15 protein-coding genes are annotated in these 17,284 nt (G+C 72.4%); 10 read left to right on the plus strand and 5 right to left on the minus strand.

Annotated features, from left to right (window positions below):
* The first annotated feature begins 7 nt into the window (after positions 1–7).
* Both sufB and VMV22_03060 read left to right on the plus strand, forming a co-directional pair.
* Complete coding sequence (sufB, locus tag VMV22_03055) at positions 8–2,554, plus strand: Fe-S cluster assembly protein SufB (GenBank protein ID HUY21298.1); 2,547 nt, start codon at positions 8–10, stop codon at positions 2,552–2,554.
* A 59-nt stretch (positions 2,555–2,613) separates the two neighbouring features.
* Positions 2,614–2,961, plus strand: coding sequence for a hypothetical protein (locus VMV22_03060; protein HUY21299.1), 348 nt, complete (start codon positions 2,614–2,616; stop codon positions 2,959–2,961).
* A 13-nt stretch (positions 2,962–2,974) separates the two neighbouring features.
* Here VMV22_03060 and VMV22_03065 read toward each other — a convergent pair whose 3' ends face one another.
* A complete protein-coding gene (locus tag VMV22_03065) occupies positions 2,975–3,889 on the minus strand; it encodes an enoyl-CoA hydratase-related protein (protein ID HUY21300.1) in 915 nt (304 codons plus the stop codon).
* A gap of 211 nt (positions 3,890–4,100) precedes the next feature.
* On the opposite strand from VMV22_03065, the gene VMV22_03070 reads away from it, so the two are divergent.
* The 6 genes from VMV22_03070 (at position 4,101) to VMV22_03095 (ending at position 10,273) form a co-directional block, all read left to right on the plus strand.
* A complete protein-coding gene (locus VMV22_03070) occupies positions 4,101–5,543 on the plus strand; it encodes a SufD family Fe-S cluster assembly protein (protein ID HUY21301.1) in 1,443 nt (480 codons plus the stop codon).
* Positions 5,536–5,853, plus strand: coding sequence for a non-heme iron oxygenase ferredoxin subunit (locus VMV22_03075; GenBank protein HUY21302.1), 318 nt, complete (start codon positions 5,536–5,538; stop codon positions 5,851–5,853). Before VMV22_03070 ends, VMV22_03075 begins: the two co-directional genes overlap by 8 nt.
* Positions 5,850–6,665 carry a Fe-S cluster assembly ATPase SufC gene (gene sufC / locus VMV22_03080; protein ID HUY21303.1) on the plus strand — a complete coding sequence of 272 codons (816 nt, stop codon included), beginning with the start codon at positions 5,850–5,852 and terminating at the stop codon, positions 6,663–6,665. The genes VMV22_03075 and sufC (VMV22_03080) overlap by 4 nt, the downstream gene beginning before the upstream one ends.
* 74 nt (positions 6,666–6,739) lie before the next feature.
* Positions 6,740–7,948: an LLM class flavin-dependent oxidoreductase gene (locus VMV22_03085; protein HUY21304.1), complete on the plus strand. Its 1,209-nt coding sequence runs from the start codon at positions 6,740–6,742 to the stop codon at positions 7,946–7,948.
* Between the two features lie 5 nt (positions 7,949–7,953).
* Positions 7,954–8,757, plus strand: a complete 804-nt coding sequence (locus tag VMV22_03090) for an alpha/beta hydrolase (GenBank protein HUY21305.1) — start codon at positions 7,954–7,956, stop codon at positions 8,755–8,757.
* Positions 8,758–8,998: 241 nt separating this feature from the next.
* Positions 8,999–10,273 carry an LCP family protein gene (locus VMV22_03095; GenBank protein HUY21306.1) on the plus strand — a complete coding sequence of 425 codons (1,275 nt, stop codon included), beginning with the start codon at positions 8,999–9,001 and terminating at the stop codon, positions 10,271–10,273.
* Between the two features lie 50 nt (positions 10,274–10,323).
* Here the strand turns inward: VMV22_03095 and VMV22_03100 are convergent, their stop codons facing one another.
* The 3 genes from VMV22_03100 to sufC (VMV22_03110) form a co-directional block, all read right to left on the minus strand.
* Positions 10,324–10,872: an SUF system NifU family Fe-S cluster assembly protein gene (locus tag VMV22_03100; protein ID HUY21307.1), complete on the minus strand. Its 549-nt coding sequence runs from the start codon at positions 10,870–10,872 to the stop codon at positions 10,324–10,326.
* 111 nt (positions 10,873–10,983) lie between these two features.
* Positions 10,984–12,282, minus strand: coding sequence for a SufS family cysteine desulfurase (locus tag VMV22_03105; protein HUY21308.1), 1,299 nt, complete (start codon positions 12,280–12,282; stop codon positions 10,984–10,986).
* A complete protein-coding gene (gene sufC, locus VMV22_03110; GenBank protein HUY21309.1) occupies positions 12,264–13,013 on the minus strand; it encodes a Fe-S cluster assembly ATPase SufC in 750 nt (249 codons plus the stop codon). Before sufC (VMV22_03110) ends, VMV22_03105 begins: the two co-directional genes overlap by 19 nt.
* 136 nt (positions 13,014–13,149) lie before the next feature.
* Here sufC (VMV22_03110) and VMV22_03115 point away from each other — a divergent pair, with 136 nt between their 5' ends.
* The gene (locus VMV22_03115; protein ID HUY21310.1) at positions 13,150–15,294 is read left to right on the plus strand and encodes a glycogen debranching N-terminal domain-containing protein; all 2,145 of its coding nucleotides are present in this window, start codon (positions 13,150–13,152) and stop codon (positions 15,292–15,294) included.
* Positions 15,295–15,319: 25 nt separating this feature from the next.
* On the opposite strand, the gene VMV22_03120 is transcribed toward VMV22_03115, so the two are convergent.
* Positions 15,320–16,486, minus strand: a complete 1,167-nt coding sequence (locus VMV22_03120) for a hypothetical protein (GenBank protein ID HUY21311.1) — start codon at positions 16,484–16,486, stop codon at positions 15,320–15,322.
* Between the two features lie 40 nt (positions 16,487–16,526).
* Here VMV22_03120 and VMV22_03125 point away from each other — a divergent pair.
* The coding region (locus tag VMV22_03125; GenBank protein ID HUY21312.1) for an FGGY family carbohydrate kinase at positions 16,527–17,284 on the plus strand (758 nt) is incomplete at its 3' end.

The raw sequence follows: 17,284 nt of genomic DNA on the forward strand, positions 1-17,284 counted from the left end.
GGTGATCATGACCACAGCCGATCTCGACCTGGGCCGGTACAAGCTGGGCTGGAGCGACGCCGAGGACTACGTCTTCAAGCCGAAGAAAGGCCTGTCGGAGGAGATCGTCCGGGAGATGTCGGGCATGAAGGGGGAGCCCGACTGGATGCGCGACTTCCGGCTGAAGGCGCTCAAGCGGTTCTTCGCCCGGCCCATGGCGCAGTGGTTCGCCGTGAACATGCCGGACCTCGACTTCGACAACATCTACTACTACGTGAAGCCCACCGAGGGTCAGGTGAAGGACTGGGACGCCCTGCCCGAGTCCATCAAGACGACCTACGAGAAGCTGGGCATCCCCGAAGCCGAGCGGAAGTACCTCGCCGGGGTGACGGCCCAGTACGAGTGCCTCCGGGGATCGACGCGCGTGTGGACCACCGCCGGGATGCGGCCCATAAAGGAGCTCGTGCCCGGGGACGAGGTCTTCTCGCTGGACGAGGCGAGCAAGGACATGGTCGCCGCCCGTGTCGTCGGGCAGCGGTGCTCCGGGGACAAGGAGGTCTTCGAGATCACGGCGCGGGGCCGGACCATCGGCGCATCGTCGAACCACCCGTTCCTCGTCCTGCGCGACGAGCGCCGACCGGGCGCGAAGAAGGCCCGGTTCCGTCCCACGTGGGTGCCGGTCGAGGACCTGGTGGTCGGCGACCTGGTGGCGATCGCCACCGACGTCCCTGAATTCGGCCGACCCGCGGCGCTGTTGCCTCCGGACCGGCCCGAGGCGTCGCGGTTCCCGGTGGTGACGACGGACGACCTGTGCTGGTGGGCCGGCGTCTACCTGGGTGACGGCTATCTGAAGCGTGGCACGCACCCCGTCGTCGAGATCGCCGTGGATCGGACCGACGAGGTGCTGGTCGAGGAGATCCGGCGCGTCACGCGGGAGCTGTTCGGCATCGAGCTGGCCCTGTCCCCCGACGGCTCCCGCCTCCGGGGCAGGGGCACCGCGGCCCTCGCCGAGTTCGTCGAGCGCAACGGGCTCGGAGGGACCTCGCACACCAAGCGCCTCCCGGACTGGTGCTTCGGGCTCCCCCGGTCCCAGCGTCTGGCGCTGATCGCCGGCCTGCTCGACGCCGACGGCTACGTGCGGGACAACGCCACCAGCAAGGACGCCATGTTCTGCAGCGCCAATCGCGACATGCTGTCCCAGCTGAAGGAGCTGCTCGCCCTGTGCGGTATCGGGAGCAGCCGCGTCATCGACGTTCGCAACCGGCACCCGTTCGACCGCGACCGGATCCTGCAGGCGTACCACCTCCGGCTGAGCGGGCGCTTCGACCAGATGCCGGCGCGCTCCGCGCGTCGCCGTGACCGCCTCGGCCGGCGGCAGTACGTGCACACGTACCGGACGGCCAAGGGCACGGTGTTGCGCGCCCACACCAGCGAGATGCTCGGATTCGTCGAGGTCGAGTCGATCGAGTCGGTGGGCGTCGAGCCCGTGTTCGACATCGAGGTGAGCGGGCACCACAACTTCGTCGCCGAGGGGTTCGTCGTCCACAACTCCGAGGTGGTGTTCCACCGCAATCGCGCCGACCTCGAGGCGCAGGGCGTGTTGTTCTGCGACATGGACACGGCCGTGCGCGACTACCCGGACCTCGTCCGGCGCTGGTTCGGGTCCATCATCCCTCCCAACGACAACAAGTTCGCCGCCCTCAACTCGGCCGTGTGGTCGGGCGGCTCGTTCATCTACGTCCCGCCCGGCGTGCAGATCGACATGCCGTTGCAGGCCTACTTCCGGATCAACGCCGAGAACATGGGCCAGTTCGAGCGGACGTTGATCATCGCCGACGAGGGATCGCAGGTGCACTACGTCGAAGGGTGCTCGGCGCCGGTCTACTCGACGGACTCGCTGCACTCGGCCGTGGTCGAGCTGGTGGCGCTGCCCGGCTCGCGCATCACCTACACGACCATCCAGAACTGGTCCAACAACGTCTACAACCTCGTGACCAAGCGGGCGCGGGCGGAGGCCGAGGCCCGCGTCGAGTGGATCGACGGCAACATCGGGTCGCGCCTGACCATGAAGTACCCGTCGGTGTACCTGATGGGCCCCAAGGCCTCGGGCGAGGTGCTGTCGGTGGCCTACGCCGGTGCGGGACAGCACCAGGACGCGGGGGCGAAGATGATCCATGCCGCCCCCGAGACGACGTCGACGATCGTCTCCAAGTCGATCTCCAAGGACGGCGGCCTGTCGACGTACCGGGGCCTGGTCAGGGTGGAGGAGGGGGCGAAGCACGCCAAGAGCTTCGTGCGCTGCGACGCCCTCATCCTCGACGAGCAGTCCACCTCCGAGACCAAGCCCTACATGGAGGTGGAGGAGCGCGACGCCCAGATCGGCCACGAGGCGACGGTGTCCAAGGTGGGCGAGGACCAGCTCTTCTACCTCATGAGCCGCGGCCTGTCGGAGAGCCAGGCCATGAGCATGATCGTCAACGGCTTCATCGAGCCCGTGGTGCGGACCCTGCCCATGGAGTACGCGGTCGAGTGGAGCCGGCTCATCGAGCTGCAGATGGAGGGCGCGGTCGGCTGACCGCACCGGCGCCGCGCCCCGGCGCCCGCCGCCCCGCCCCGGGATGGGATGATGGCACCGTGCCCATGCGTGAGGAGTGCAAGCACTTCCAGAGCCGGACCTACGACAGCGGCGACGTCGTGCGGTTCTGTGAGCTCGACCTCGCCCCCGAGGCGCCCTGGCGCTGCCCCGACGACTGTGCGTCGTACGAGCCCCGGCTGGCCGACGTGGGGTGGGTCCACGGCTCGCTGGTCGAACCGCCCGTCGAGGACGAACCGGCCACGGGGCCCGACGTGGTGCGACTCCTCGAGGATGCCGAGGACATCATCGACGCCGTCGTCCCCGAGACCCTGGCCGAGGTCCAGCGAGAGGAGCGCCGCCCGCCGCGCCCCCGCGACCGGCGTCGGTGGCCGTGGCGCCGCCGCTGAGCGAGGTGCGGGCTCAGCGCCCCCGGAATTCCGGCGGGCGCTTCTCCATGAAGGCGGTCATGGCCTCGACGAGGTCGTCGGACTGGAGGAACCCGGCGTTCCAGGTGGCCACGTAGTCGAGGCCGTCCGCCACCGACTTGTCCTCGCACGCGGCGAGCACCGCCTTGGTGCCCTGGACCGCGAGGGGTGAGTTGGCGGAGATCTCGGCGGCCAGCCGGTACGCCGCTCCCAGGGCCGACTCGGCGTCGGGCAGCACGTCGTTCACGAGCCCGATCTCCCTCGCCCGGGCGGCGGTGATGTCCCTGCCCGTCAGCGCCAGCTCCGCCACGTGGCCCTTGCCGATGATGCGCGGCAGCCGCTGCAGGCTGCCGAGGTCGGCCACGATGGCGACACGCGTCTCGCGCACCGAGAAGACGGCGTCGGCGCTCGCCACCCGGATGTCACAGGCCGCGGCCAGGTCGACGCCACCCCCGATGCAGTACCCGTGGATGGCGGCGATCACGGGCTTCGGGCACTCGGCCACCGCCGTGACCGACCGCTGCATGCGCAGGATGCTCGGCCGGGCCGTGAACGCCCGCGCCGCCATGGAGGGCCGGCCGCCGCCGGGCCCGCCGGCGTCGCCGGACCCGTTCGAGCCCCCGGGCCCGCCGGCGTGGCCGGGGCCGTCGTCCGGGCCGTGGGACCCGCCGCCCCCGTCGCCGGTGAGCAGCCCCGCCATCGCCTTCAGGTCGAGCCCCACGCTGAAGTGCGGGCCGCGGGCGGCCACCACCACCGCTCGCACCGAGCGGTCGTCCGACAGCTCGCCCATGGCGAGCGGCAGGTCGGCCCAGAACGCCGGCCCCATGGCGTTGCGGGCCTCGGGCCGGTCCAGCCAGAGGGTGGCGACGTGGCCGTCGCGTTCGATGGAGAGCACCTCGGAGTTCGCCATGGCCGCCACACTACGGCCCCGCCCGGGGCGCCGGGATGGGGGCGGGGTCCAGCTCAGCCGGGAATTCCGCCGGGAGAGGGGTGCGGTCGCGGCCGGTAGGATGCGACGAGAGGGCCCGCCGGCCGCGGGCGTCGCCGGCCTGGCCGCGTCGACATGGCCCCGCACGTTCGAGAGAGGTTGACCGCTGACCACCTTCACCGCCGACGCCTCCGTGGCACTGGGCGGCCCCGACTGGTTGACCGCCCGCCGGGCCGGGGCCTGGGAGCGGTTCGCGGCCTCGGCCGTCCCGACCGAGGCCGAAGAGGTGTGGCGCTACAGCGGCATCGACGCCTTCGACCTCGACGCCTACGCCCCGGCGGCCGTCCCGGTCGCCCCGTCCGGCGCCGCCCTCGCCCTCGCCCGGGGGCTCGCCGACTCCCTGGGGCCCCGTGCCGGGCTGGTGGTGACCCGCAACGGCCACGTCGAGGCCGTCGAGATGTCGCCCTCGGTCCCCTCCGACGCCGTGTCGGTGACCAGCGCGCGCGCTGGGGGCCCGATCGTCCCCGAGCACCTCGGCGAGCTCGCACCGGCGCGTGACGCCTTCGGGGAGCTGCACGACGCCTTCGTCGCCGACGCCGTGGTCGTGCGCGTGGCTCGCAAGGCCGTGGTGGGCGATCCGGTCGTCGTCGTCCACCTCGTCGACGCCGCGGTCGACGACCTGGTCGACACCGCCGTCGACGGCGACTCGGGCGGCCGCGGCGTCTCGGTGTTCCCGCGCGTGCTGGTGGCGCTGGGCACGTCGGCCGAGGCCGGGGTCATCGAGCTCACGGCACCGGCCTCCATGGTGGACGGCCGCCGCCCGGCGGGGGGCGAGGGCGACAGCGATCCCCGCGCCGCCCTCGTGGTGCCCGTCACCGAGCTCCACGTGGCCGACGACGCCCGCCTGCGCTACGCCAACCTCCAGGTCCTGGCGCGCGGCACCACGTGCATGGCCGTGCAGGCCAGCCGCGTGGGACGCGACGCCACGTTGCGGTCGTTCACGGCGGGGCTCGGCGGGCGCTACTCGCGGGTGCGCACCGACTCGGACCTCGTGGGCCAGGCCGGCCGCACCGCCCTGCTGGCCGCGTACCTCGGCACCGGGGACCAGGTCCATGACTTCCGGACCCTCCAGGACCACCACGCGCCGCGCACCGAGAGCGAGCTTCTGTTCAAGGGGGCCGTCGCCGACACGGCGCGCTCGGTCTACAGCGGCCTGATCCGGATCCGCCGGGGGGCACGCGGGGCCAACGCGTTCCAGACCAATCACAACCTCGTGCTCTCCGAAGGGGCGCACGCCGACTCGGTGCCGAACCTCGACATCGACGAGAACGACGTCCGGTGCAGTCATGCCTCCACCGTCGGCCCCATCGACGAGGACCAGCGCTACTACCTCGAGACGCGGGGCATCGAGCCGGTCGTCGCGGAGCGGCTCGTCATCCTGGGCTTCTTCTCGGATCTGGCCGGGCGCGCCCCGTTCCCGGGCGTCGGGCGGTGGGTGGAGGACGCCGTGGGGGCCCGTCTGACCGGGCGCCTGCCCGCCGAGCGCGGGGCGGGGGAGCACGGCGCCGCCGCGGGCCACGGCGGGAGCGGCGCCACGAGCGGCGCCACGAGCGGGCCGGACGGCGACGATGGGTGACGTCGTGCGCCTGTGCGGGCGCGACGAGCTCCCGGCCGGGAGCGCCCGCCGGTTCGACGCGGGCACCCACCGGATCGCGCTCGTGCGCATCGAGGACGACTACTACGCCATCGGTGACACCTGCAGCCACGAGGACTACTCCCTCGCCGAGGGGGAGATCCTCGCCGGCGCGTGCGAGATCGAATGCTGGAAGCACGGCTCGATGTTCGACCTGCGCACCGGCGAGCCCCGGTCGCTGCCGGCGACCAAGCCCGTCCCGGTCTACACGGTGCGGGTCGAGGGTGACGACGTGCTCGTGGAGCTCCCGTGACGATCCCGGCTGCCGGCCGCGGCGGATCGCACCAGCTGGTGGTGCGCGGGCTGCGCGCCGGCGTCGCCGGGCTCGACGTGCTCACCGGGGTCGACCTCACGGTGCGCGGCGGCGAGGTGCACGCCGTCATGGGCCCGAACGGCTCCGGGAAGAGCACGCTGGCGCACGTCCTCATGGGCAAGCCCGGCTACCAGGTCCTCGGCGGCGACGTCACCCTCGACGGTCAGGACCTCCTCGCCCTGCCGCCGTGGCGCCGGGCCCGTCTGGGGCTGTTCCTGGCGCCCCAGGACCCCACCGAGGTGCCCGGCGTCGGCCTGCACCAGGTTCTCACCGAGGCCCTGCGCGGCCGGGGTCCGGGCCCCGACGACGACGGCCGGGCCCTGGTGGCGTCGGCGTCGGCCGAGGCGGCGCGCGTCGGGCTGGAGGCGCGCCTGCTCGACCGGCCCCTCAACGTCGACCTGTCAGGGGGAGAGCGCAAGCGCAGCGAGACGTTGCAGCTGGCGCTCCTGCGGCCGACGATCGCCGTCCTCGACGAGCTCGACTCGGGCATCGACGTCGACGGGCTTCGCGACGTGGCACGGCGCGTGCGCGAGGGCGTCGATGAATGGGGCCTCGGGGTGCTCGCCATCACCCACTACCGCCGGTTGTTGTCGGTGCTGCGCCCCGACGTCGTGCACGTGTTCGTGCAGGGCCGCATCGTGGCGAGCGGCGGCCCGGAGCTCGCCGACGAGCTCGAGCGCTCCGGCTACGGCGCGTTCGAGGCGTTGGCCAGGGAACAAGGCCAAGGTTCGGGCGGCGCCGGCGGCTCGTGACGGTGATTCGTTCCGCCTGACGGCGCAGGGGTACCCTGGCCGCCCGCCCAGGGGATCCGACGCAGGAGGCCGCCGTGCGCTTCTTCAGCTTCCACCTCATGCCGTACTCGGGCCTTCCTGCCGACTACGACGGGCCGGCGTGGATCACCTGCCCGAACGAGCTGTTCGACCCGGTGCTGGGCGGTGAGCTGTACAACCGCTACATCGACGACCTCGTCTACGCCGAGGAGCTCGGCTTCGACGGCGTCTGCGTCAACGAGCACCACCAGAACGCCTACGGCATCATGCCGTCGCCGAACCTGATCGCCTCGGTCCTCGCCCGCGAGACCTCGCGGGTGAAGATCGCGGTGGTGGGGAACGCGCTCCCGCTCTACGACCCGCCGACGCGGGTGGCGGAGGAGTTCGCCATGATCGACTGCATCAGCGGTGGCCGCCTCATCGCCGGGATGGTGGTCGGCGGTGGCCCGGAGTACTACTCGTTCTCCTTGAACCCCGCGCACGCCCGGGAGCGCTTCGCCGAGGCCCACGACCTGATCATCAAGGCGTGGACCGAGCCCGGCCCGTTCGAGTTCATCGGCAAGCACTACAAGCTCCGCTACGTGAACACCTGGCCCCGGCCCGTCCAACAGCCGCATCCCGAGATCTGGATCCCGGGGGTGGGCTCGCTCGAGACGCTGGAATTCGTGGCCCGGCACCACTACGCCTACATGGGGATCCCGTACTTCCACATCGACGTCTTCGAGCGCATGTTCTCCATGATGCGGGACGCCTGCTCCCGGGAGGGCTACGAGGCCGACCCCCTCCAGCTCGGGTGGCTGGTGCCCGTCTTCGTGGCCGAGACCGACGCCGAGGCGCGTCGGCGCTACGAGGAGCACTTCTGGTATTTCGTCCGCCGACTGCTCCCGGGCATCAACATCTCCCCCCCGGGCTACACGTCGGTGCGATCGGTGGAGAACATCATGAAGAGTGCCGGCACGTTCGCCCTGAACCTCGACACCTGGGACCAGGTGGTGGAGGGCCAGTACGCCATCGTGGGCTCCCCGGACACCGTCGCCGAGCTGCTGGCCGCCAACGTCGAGCGCCTGGGCGTGGGGAACCTGCTCGGCCTGTTCCAGCTGGGGACGCTGCCCGCCGCCGACACCAGGCGGAATCTCGAGCTCTTCGCCACCGAGGTCATGCCGAGGCTGCGGGCGCGGTTCCCGGGCGCGGCGCCGGCCATGGGGCCGGCCACGGCCACGGCTACGGCCACGGGGCCGGCGGCGAACGGGGCGGCGACACCGTGAGCGCGGTGACCCCCGGGTCGCTCGACACCGCGGTCGGCCGCATCGAGGTCCATCGCGGCGGTACCGGTGGCCCGGCGCCGCTCGTCTACCTCCATTCGGCGCAGGGCGAGGTGCCGGGCATGCCGCTCCTCGAGCAGTTGGCCGCCACCCGCGCCGTCGTGGCGCCGCTGTTCCCGGGCTTCGGCGCCTCCGAGGGCCTCGAGCACATCGACGACATCGAGGACGCCGCCTTCCACCTGCTCGATGTCCTCGACCGCCTCGACGTGACCACGTGCGACGTCGTGGGCATGTCGCTCGGGGGCTGGATGGCTGCCGAGCTCGCCGTGCGATGGCCCGACCGGGTGCGCCGCATGGTGCTCGTGAACCCCGTGGGCCTGTACGTGCAGGGCGCGCCCATCACGGAGATCTTCGGCAGGCCGCTCGACGAGCTGGCCGACGAGCTCTTCGCCGATCCCGGCCATCCCGTGGCGGCGTTCATGCACGCCATGGCCGCGGCGGAGGCGGACCTGTCGCAGGTGCCCTTCGAGCTCGTCCGCCCCATGCTCCAGGCCATGGCGGCCACGGCGAAGATCGGCTGGAACCCGTACCTCCACGACCCCAAGCTGCCCGGGCGCCTCCCGCGGATCGGCGCGCCCACGCTCGTGGTCCACGCGGTCCGGGACGGCATCGTGCCCCGGGCCCACGCCGAGGCGTACGCGTCGGCGATCCCCGACGCCCGGCTCACCGACCTCGACGGCGCGGCGCACCTGGCGGCGGTCGAGCGTCCCGACGAGGTCGCCGCGCTCGTGGTCGAGCACCTCGGGCACTGATTCCCTATACCTCGGGCACCGAGACCCCCGCTTCACAGGTCGGGCGCGCGCCGGATGCCCGACCTGGCGGCCCCCGGGCACGCTGGTACCGTTGCCCCGCAATGGCCCGCCGTCCTCCCCGCAGCACCGTCGCGGGCCGTCGCCCCCGCGACGTCCGCCCCCGCCCCGCCTCGCCTGCCCCCGCGACGCCCGGCACCGCCCGGCCCCGCCCTGCCCGCCACCGCGCCGCCCGGGTGGTGACGTGACCGGTCCCCAGACACCCGGCGGGGGCTCCCGGTCCCGGCCTGACGCCTCCCCGCCCACACCGGCCGCCCCCGCGCCCTCCCGGCGCCGCCACCGTCGGCGCACCCGCGGCGAGCGCGCCATCCGGTGGGCGGTCGTCATCGTGGCGGTCGTGCTCCTCGTGGCGGGCTCGGTCTACGGGTACCTGTGGTACCGGCTGGGACAGATCAAGTCGTTGAAGTGCCCGTCGTGCGCGTCGGAGGCACCGGGCGCCCCGTACAACGTGCTGATCGTGGGGTCCGACTCGCGCGCCGGCGACACCGGGAGTGCCGCGCAGGCCTTCGGCAGCGCCTCGCAGGTCGGCGGGCAGCGCAGCGACACCATCAAGATCCTCCATGTGGACCCGTCGGCGGGGACGGCCCGCCTCCTGTCGATCCCGCGCGACACCTACGTGCGGCTCTCGGGCATGCCGTCGGGCACCGGGCTGGCGACGCATAACAAGATCAACACCGCCTTCAACAGCGGGCCGACCCCGCTCATCGACACCATCGAGAACACCTTCGGCATCACCATCAACCACTTCGTCATCGTGAACTTCAACGGCGTCATCAACCTCGTCAACTCGGTCGGGGACATCAGCCTGAACTTCCGCTACCCCGTGCGCGACAACGACAACGGGAACAACAACTCAGGACTCAACATCCAGCAATCCGGCTGCCAGAAGCTGAACGGCAACATGGCCCTCGCCCTGGCCCGGTCCCGCTACTACCAGTACGAGGTCCGCCCGGGCGTCTGGTACTACGACGGGAGCGGTGACCTGGGGCGCATCCAGCGGCAGAACACGGTGATCGAGGCCGTCATCAACAAGGCGAAGTCGAGCTACAACCCGCTCACGCTCAACGCCTTCCTCGGTTCACTCGTCCACGACATCACCAAGGACGACCAGATGTCGACGGGCATGATCGTGTCCCTGGCGCAGCGCTACCACGCCTTCTCGGGGTCGTCGCTCAAGACCTTCACGCTGCCCACGCTGGGCGCCTACTCGGGCGTGGCGGGGTCTGTGGAGGTCGTCCAGGAGCCGGCCGCCACCCAGGTGATCAGCCAGTTCCTCGGGGCCGACCCGAACGCGATCGTCACGCCCCCGCTCACCGGCTACGGGGCGTCGGTCACGGTGCCGCCGACGACCACGACCACGACCACGCGGCCGTCGCACCCCGGCGGCGGGAGCGTCGCGACGACGACCACGACCACCCTGCTGCCCGGGTCGGGGCCGTTCAACCCGACCCCCTGCTGAGCGACATTCGGGCGCCGGGGGCCCGCCCGCGGGCGGAGGGCGCCGGGCGCTCACCGGGCCGGCGCGGCGTCCTTGTCGAGCTCGTCGAGGCCCTGCGCGAGGGTGTTCCACGACAGGGTCGCGCACTTGATGCGGACCGGGAACTTCACGACACCCTGCAGCGCGGCCAGCTCCCCGAGCGACTCCGGGTCCGTGGCGGCGGCGTCGGGCCCCTCGCCGTCCGACCCGTTGCCGCTCGCGGGGCCATCGGGCCCCTCGGGCCCCTCGGGGCCGTCGCCGTCACCGAGGCGGGCCTCGTGGACCGACATCATGGCCTTGAAGGTGCGGATCAGGCCGCGCACCTCGGGGACCGACTTCCCCTTCACCGCTGCCGACATGAGCGACGCCGAGGACTGGCTGATCGAGCAGCCCTGCCCGGCGAAGCGGATGTCGCGGACGGTGCCGTCCTCGACCTGCACGTAGACGACCACCTCGTCCCCGCACAGGGGGTTGAACCCCTCGACCCGGTGGGCGGGGGGCACGGCCAGCTCGCCGCGATTGCGCGGGCTGCGGTAGTGGTCGAGGATGATCTCGCGATAGAGGTCTTCGAGACCGGTCATGTGCTCCTCGTCGTCAGTGGCGGCATCAGGTCAGTGGCGGCATCAGGTCAGGGAAGGCGTCCCGACGGAACGGCGTCTCGGGGGCATGTGCATCGGGCGACCGCGCACCCCCTACCCGAAGAGGCTACCGGCCTCGGCCAGCGCGTCGGCCAGGGCGTCGACGTCGGACTCGTCGTTGTAGAGGTAGAGCGAGGCGCGGGCCGTGGCCGTGACACCCAGCCGCCGCATCAGGGGCTTGGCGCAGTGGTGGCCGGCGCGGACGCACACCCCGGCCTGGTCGAGGACCTGGGCCAGGTCGTGCGGGTGGACGTCGCGGTACGCCAGCGACAGCACGCCGCCGCGCTCGGCCGTGCCGGAAGGGCCGAAGACCCGGATGTCGTCGCCGAACCGCTCCGCCAGCGTGCCCAGCGCGTAGGCGGTGAGCTCGACCTCGTGGGCACGGATGGCGGCGAGCCCCACCCGCTCGAGGTAGGAGACCGCCGCCCCGAACCCGACGGCCTCGGCGATCGGGGGCGTCCCCGCCTCGAACTTCCAGGGAAGCACGTTGGCGGTGAAGCCGTCGTGGCGGACGTCGCGGATCATGCCGCCGCCGCCCAGGAACGGCGGCATCTCCTCGAGCAGCTCGCGCCGGCCCCACAGCACGCCGATCCCGGTGGGCCCGAGCATCTTGTGGGCGCTGAAGGCCAGGAAGTCGCAGCCGAGCTGCCCGACGTCGGTGGGGAGGTGGGGGACGGACTGGGCCCCGTCGGCCAGCACGAGCGCCCCGGCCCGGTGGGCCGCCTCGGCGATGCGGCTGAACGGGGTGATCGTCCCGAGCACGTTGGACATGGTGGTGCACGCCACCAGCTTCACGCCGTCGACCAGGTGGTCGAGGTCGGAGAGGTCGAGGCGGTACTCGTCGTCCACGGCGATCCACCGCAGCACGATGCCGTGCTCCTCGGCCAGCATCAGCCAGGGGACGATGTTGGCGTGGTGCTCCATGTCGGTGAGCAGGACGACGTCGCCGCGCCGGAGGTTCGCCCGGGCCCAGGTGGCGGCCACCAGGTTGATCGCCTCGGTGGCGTTCTTCGTGAAGACGACCTCGTGCGCCGGGTCGGGTGCCCCGATGAACCGACCGACGGCGACGCGCGCCGCCTCGTAGAGCCGGTCCGCCTCCTCCGCCATGGCGTACACGCCGCGGTGCACGTTGGCGTGGGTCGTCTGGTAATAGGCGTCCATGGCGTCGAGCACGGACTGCGGGCGCTGCGCGGAGGACGCCGAGTCCAGGTACACGACGCGCCGGCCGTGCACCGTGCGGCTCAGCACGGGGAAGTCCGCCTTGAGCGCCGAGAAGTCGGCGCGCGACGCGCACGCGCCCTGCACGCGGTCGGCCTCGTCGACCCGGAAGTCGGTCACGGTTGCCTTCGCCACGGCTCGTACCCCTCCGCCTCGAGACGGTCCGCCAGTGCGGGGCCACCGCTGTCCACGATCGTCCCGTCGACGAGCACGTGCACCACGTCGGGCCGAAGGAGCTCGAGGATCCGGGTGTAGTGGGTGACGACGAGCACGCCGAGCGCCGGCCGCTCGTCGCGCACCGCCCGCACGCCGTCGGCGACGATGCGCAAGGCGTCGATGTCGAGGCCCGAGTCGGTCTCGTCCAGAATGGCGAGCTCGGGATCGAGCATGGCCATCTGCAGGATCTCGTTGCGCTTCTTCTCGCCGCCCGAGTAACCCTCGTTGAGGTGGCGCTCCCCGAACGAGGGGTCCATGCCCAGCCGCTTCATCCAGTCGAGCATCGACAGCCGGACCTCGAGCACGGAGCGGTCCTCCCCGATCCGTGCCGACACGGCCTGGCGGAGGAACTGGATGATGGGCACCCCGGGGATCTCCTCGGGGTACTGGAAGGCGAGGAACATGCCGGCCTTGGCGCGCACGTCGGTGGCCCACGACGTCACGTCCTCGCCGCGGAAGCGGATGGCACCCGCGGTGACCAGGTAGGAGGGGTTGCCGAGCAGGGTGCTGGCGAGGGTGGACTTCCCCGACCCGTTCGGGCCCATCAGGGCGTGCAGCTCCCCCTCGCCCACGGCCAGGTCGACGCCGCGCAGGATCTCGGTCCCGTCGACGGCCACATGGAGGCCCTCGATCTCGAGCAGCGGGGTCACGCCCGGGAGTCTACCGTCGCGACGGGATTTGCACTACGGCCGTAGTGGCAATCGGGGAACGGGCCCGCCGGCGGCCCCAGAGACCCCTCCGACCTGGTGATTCGGTGCGGCGTGCCGGTCCGGTAGCGTCCCCCGGGTGAGCGAGCCCTGGACATTCGCGGGCAAGGTGGCCACCGTGGGCCAGTCCGGGGGTGCCATCACCCTCGTCGACGAATCGACCTTCGCCATCAGCGGCCGCGACGGCGACGTGATCGCCCCCTCGGCCGAGGGCCTCTTCGTGCGCGACACCCGGATGCTCTCCCGGTTCGAGCTGCGGGTGAACGGGGCCCGGCCCGAGGGACTGACGGTGGTCTCCGACGACCCGTTCTCCGCCACCTTCGTGTCGCGGTGCCCGCCGGGCCCGGGCCGGGCCGACTCCACCCTCATGGTGTTCCGCCGCCGCTATGTGGGCCAGGGGATGCGCGAGGACGTCGTGGTCCGCAACTTCGGCGACGAGCCCACCTTCTGCTCGGTGGAGCTCTTCCTCGACTCGGATTTCGCCGACCTCTTCGCCGTCAAGGAGGGTCGCTTCGGCGATCCCGACGGGGACATCTCCCGCGAGCGGCGCGACGGGCAGCTCGAGTTCTCCTACCGGCGGGGAACCGTCAATCGCGGGCTCGTGGTCCACATCTTCCCCGTGCCGGCCGTGCTCGCCGACGACCTGGTGCGCTTCGAGGTGATCGTGCCCGCCCGGGGAGAGTGGACCGGTTGCCTGGAGTTCCACCCCGTGATCGAGGGCAAGGCCATCGACCCGCGCTACCTGTGCGGCCAGCCCGTCGACCGTGCCGCCCCGGCGGAGCGACTCGCCAAGTGGCGCCGCCAGGTCCCCCAGGTGGAGACCGACCACGAGGGTCTGCGGACGGTGATCGCCGCGAGCGCCGAGGACCTCGGCGCGCTGCGGATCTTCGACCCGGACTTCCCCGAGCGCGTGGTGCTGGCGGCGGGCGCCCCCTGGTTCATGACGGTGTTCGGGCGCGACTCGCTCATCACGTCCTGGATGGCGCTGTTGGTCGACCCCGACCTGGCCCTCGGCGTCCTGCAGACCCTGGCGCGCTTCCAGGGGGAGAGCATCGACCCCCGCAGCGAGGAGCAGCCCGGCCGGATCCTCCACGAGATGCGCTTCGGCGACGCGCCGTCGCTGTCGCTCGGCGGGGGGAGCATCTACTACGGGACCGCCGACGCCACGCCACTGTTCGTCATGCTCCTGGGCGAGCTGCGTCGGTGGGGCCTGGCGCGCGAGGTCGTCGACGAGCTCCTTCCCAACGCCGAGCGGGCCCTCGAGTGGATCGACAACTACGGCGACCTCGACGGTGACGGGTATGTCGAGTACCAGCGGATGACCGACCGCGGACTCGCCAACCAGGGGTGGAAGGACTCGGGCGACGGCATCCGCTACGCGGACGGCCGCATCGCCAATGCCCCCATCGCGTTGTGCGAGGTGCAGGCCTACGTCTACGGCGCGTACCTGGCCCGCGCCCACTTCGCGCGCGAGGCGGGGGACGAGGCGACCTTCGAGCGCTTCCGCGCCAAGGCCACCAGGCTCAAGACGGAGTTCAACCGCGACTTCTGGCTCGAGGACCGCGAGTGGCTCGCCATCGGGCTCGACGCCGACAAACGGCCCATCGACTCGCTCACGTCGAACATGGGCCACTGCCTGTGGACGGGCATCGTCGACGACGACAAGGCACGGATCGTCGCCGACAAGCTGATGGCCCCCGAGCTGTTCAGCGGGTGGGGGGTCCGCACCCTGGCGTCCTCCATGGGCGGCTTCAACCCCATCAGCTACCACTGCGGGTCCGTGTGGCCCCACGACACTGCCATCGTCGCCGCCGGCCTGGCCCGGTACGGGTTCATGGAGCACGCCCTGCGGCTGGTGTGCTCCCTGCTGGACGCGGCCACGAGCCTCGGGGGCCGGCTGCCGGAGCTGTTCTGCGGGCTCGACCGTTCGGAGTTCTCCTCGCCCGTCGGCTACCCCACCTCGTGCTCGCCGCAGGCATGGTCGGCGGCCTCGCCGCTGCTGTGCCTGCGCACCATGCTCCGCCTCGACCCGTGGGTGCCCTACGGCAAGACGTGGCTCTCGCCGATGCTCCCCGACGGGATGAAGTACCTCAAGGTGCAAGGCATCCCGCTCGCCGGGTCGCGTGTGACGGTCGAGGTCGACGGTGACGACGTCGACGTGTCCGGGCTGCCGCCCGAAGTCGAGCTCGTCACCGAGCCGCGCCATCCCGCCACCGCGGTCTGAACGCCGGGCGCCGGCGCCCGAGGGGTCAGTCCCCGGCCAGCGTCCGCAGCACGTCGACGGGGCCGAGCGCGGCGTGCGGGATCCCGGCCTGCACGTTCCCGAGGGGGACCACGCCGTCGACGACCTCGTCGTGGGCACCCGCACCGCAGTCCGGTCCGAACGGGACGCGCGCCACCACCTGCACGCCGCCGCCGGTGCCCGCCACGGTCCCGGTGCGTGCGCCCGCGCCAACGCCGGCTGCGGTGCCCGTCCCGCCGGCGCTCGCCTGGACCTGCGTCCAGCCGTAGTAGCTGGCGCAGGCGGGCAGGCTGACGTGCACGGCGGTGCTGGCCGGCCCGACGGGCTGCCAGGGAACGGAGACGAGCTCGGCGGGGCTCGACACCAGGGGTGACGTCGCCGCCCCGCCACACGGTGACGGGCCGCCGCTGGTGTACGTGACGGCGTCGGTCCCCGTTCGGGCGTCGAAGATCACCGCCGTGTAGCGGGTGGCGGTGTGCGCCGCGCCCGCCGCCGACGTGGTGGGCGCCCCGGCCCGCGCCGGGCAGCTCGCGCCCCACACGATCCCCACCCAGGCCAGGCGATGGTCGAATGGCGGAAGCGGCAGGGTCTGGGGTCCTCCCGGGAGCACGCCCGGGATCGTCACCGCCGGTGCCCCCGTCGTCGTCGTCGGTCCGGTCGTCGCGACCGCGCCGGGGGGCGCCGAGCCCGTGGTCGTCGTCGGCCCCGTGGTCGTCGTCGGCCCCGTGATCGTGGTCGGCCTGGTGGTCGCGGTGGTGCTCGCGGTGGTGCTCGCGGTCGCGGTGGTGCTCGCGCTCGTGGCCGCTCCGGTCGCTCCGGTGGTCGTGGTCGACGCGCCCGTCGTCGTCGAGGTGGCCACGCCGGGTGCGATGGTGACCAGGCCGAGGCCGAAGATGGAGAACTGGTAGGTGCCCGACACGGCGTCGGTGGCGCGGAACATGGCCTGTGCCCGGGCGGCGGCGACACGCGGTGTCGCCGCGCCCGCGGGCTCGACCGTGAGACCGCCGCCGTCGAGGGCGACGGTCGAGACGAAACGACCGTTGTCCACCGAGGCCGGCGCCGGCAGCGTCGAGCCGTTGGCGGCAGCTCCGCCGTGGTGGTTCGAACAGGCCCCGAGGAGCCCTCCGGCGACGAGCACCACGACGGCGCGACGCAGCGTCGGCGGGGGTCGCATGGGCCACAGTCTGCCCGCAGTGCGGCGTTAGGCTGCGCCAATGTCGGTCACCGTCAGCGATCCCGACGGGGCCGGCTCCCCGGCGCCGGCGCAGGACGTCGTGCTGGCCGTCGACCTCGGCACGGGCGGCCCCAAGGTGGCGCTCGTCTCCGCCACGGGACGGATCGAGTCGAGCGCGTTCGAGCCGGTGGGCACCCGTCTCGTCCCCGGGGGTGGGGCCGAACAGGACCCCGCCGCCTGGTGGGCGGCGATCACGTCGGCGAGCCGGCGGGTGCTGGGCGCCACCGGGGTGCGGCCGGCACGGGTCATCGGCGTGGGCTGCACCGCCCAGTGGTCGGGAACGGTGGCCGCCGACGCCGACGGGACGCCGCTGCGCCCCGCGGTGATCTGGATGGACTCGCGCGGGTCGCAGGCGATCGGGCGCCAGGTGCGGGGCCCGGTGAGCGTGCTCGGCTACGACGTCCGCAAGCTGCGGCGCTGGATCAAGCTGACCGGCGGTGCCCCCGGCCGATCCGGGAAGGACCCCACCGCGCACATCCTGTGGATCCGCGACACCGAGCCCGACGTCTACCGGGCCGTGCACAAGTTCCTGGAGCCCGTCGACTGGCTGAACCAGCGGCTCACCGGTCGCTTCGCGGCGTCGTTCGACTCGATCGTCGCGCACTGGGTCACCGACAACCGGCGCATCGCGTCGGTCGACTACGACGAGACCCTGCTGCGCATGGCCGGCCTCGAGCGTTCCACGCTTCCCGACCTGGTCCCGTCCGGCTCGGTCGTGGGGCCCTTGCGGCCCGAGGC

It is taken from the genome of Acidimicrobiales bacterium (genome assembly GCA_035531755.1).
In the GTDB taxonomy this organism is placed as follows: Bacteria; Actinomycetota; Acidimicrobiia; order Acidimicrobiales; family UBA8190; genus DATKSK01.

Bases quoted from the DNA above. Each gene is read 5' to 3' on its own strand.
- sufB (HUY21298.1), top strand. From the start codon at position 8: ATGACCACAGCCGATCTCGACCTGGGCCGGTACAAGCTGGGCTGGAGC.
- VMV22_03065 (HUY21300.1), bottom strand. From the start codon at position 3,889: ATGGCGAACTCCGAGGTGCTCTCCATCGAACGCGACGGCCACGTCGCC.
- VMV22_03075 (HUY21302.1), top strand. From the start codon at position 5,536: ATGGGTGACGTCGTGCGCCTGTGCGGGCGCGACGAGCTCCCGGCCGGG.
- VMV22_03100 (HUY21307.1), bottom strand. From the start codon at position 10,872: ATGACCGGTCTCGAAGACCTCTATCGCGAGATCATCCTCGACCACTAC.
- VMV22_03120 (HUY21311.1), bottom strand. From the start codon at position 16,486: ATGCGACCCCCGCCGACGCTGCGTCGCGCCGTCGTGGTGCTCGTCGCC.